The following is a 772-nucleotide window of genomic DNA, read 5'->3' as shown; positions in this document are numbered from 1 at the left end:
GGCGAGGATTTCCGAGACCGGGTAGCGGGATTCCCGCCGTACGGCCATGAAGATGCGGGGCATGACCGGGAAGTGGAAGGCCATGTGGCATTCGTCGCCGCCGCTTCGGTAGTCGCCGAAGTAGTCGACGACGTCCTCCGGCCACTGGTTGGCCTCCGCCAGCAGCACCGTGTCCGGGTACTGGGCGTCGATCTCCTTCCGTACCCGCTTCAGGAATTCATGGGTCGCGGGAAGGTTCTCGCAGTTCGTGCCCTCCTCGGCGTACAGATAGGGCACGGCGTCCAGCCGGAAGCCGTCGATGCCCAGGTCCAGCCAGAACTTCAGCGCCGAGAGGATCTCCTCCTGCAGGGCCGGGTTCTCGTAGTTGAGGTCCGGCTGGTGGGAGAAGAAGCGGTGGAAGAAGTACTGCTTGCGGACCGGGTCGAAGGTCCAGTTGGAGGCCTCGGTGTCGACGAAGATGATGCGGGCGTCGGCGTACTTCTTGTCGTCGTCGGCCCAGACGTAGTAGTCGCCGTACGGGCCGTCCGGGTCCTTTCTCGATTCCTGGAACCACGGGTGCTGGTCGCTGGTGTGGTTCATGACGAAGTCGATGATGACCCGCATGCCGCGCTGGTGGGCGGAGTCCACGAAGTCCACGAAGTCGGCGAGGTCGCCGAACTCGGGCAGCACCGACGTGTAGTCGGAGACGTCGTAGCCGCCGTCCTTCAGCGGCGATTTGAAGAAGGGCGGCAGCCACAGGCAGTCGACGCCCAGCCATTGCAGGTAGTCGAGT

General features: G+C 64.1%; 1 protein-coding gene. It reads right to left on the bottom strand.

The genetic code is table 11. The features are described from left to right. Positions 1-772, bottom strand: a 772-nt coding sequence (locus tag ADK36_RS10035; protein WP_267887396.1) for an alpha-amylase family glycosyl hydrolase, incomplete at both ends; no start/stop codon positions are given.

It is taken from the genome of Streptomyces viridochromogenes (genome assembly GCF_001270495.1).
GTDB classification, from domain to species: Bacteria; Actinomycetota; Actinomycetes; order Streptomycetales; family Streptomycetaceae; genus Streptomyces; species Streptomyces viridochromogenes_A.
Note: the sequence above shows the minus strand (reverse complement) of the source record. Positions and strands in the feature narration are given on the sequence as shown.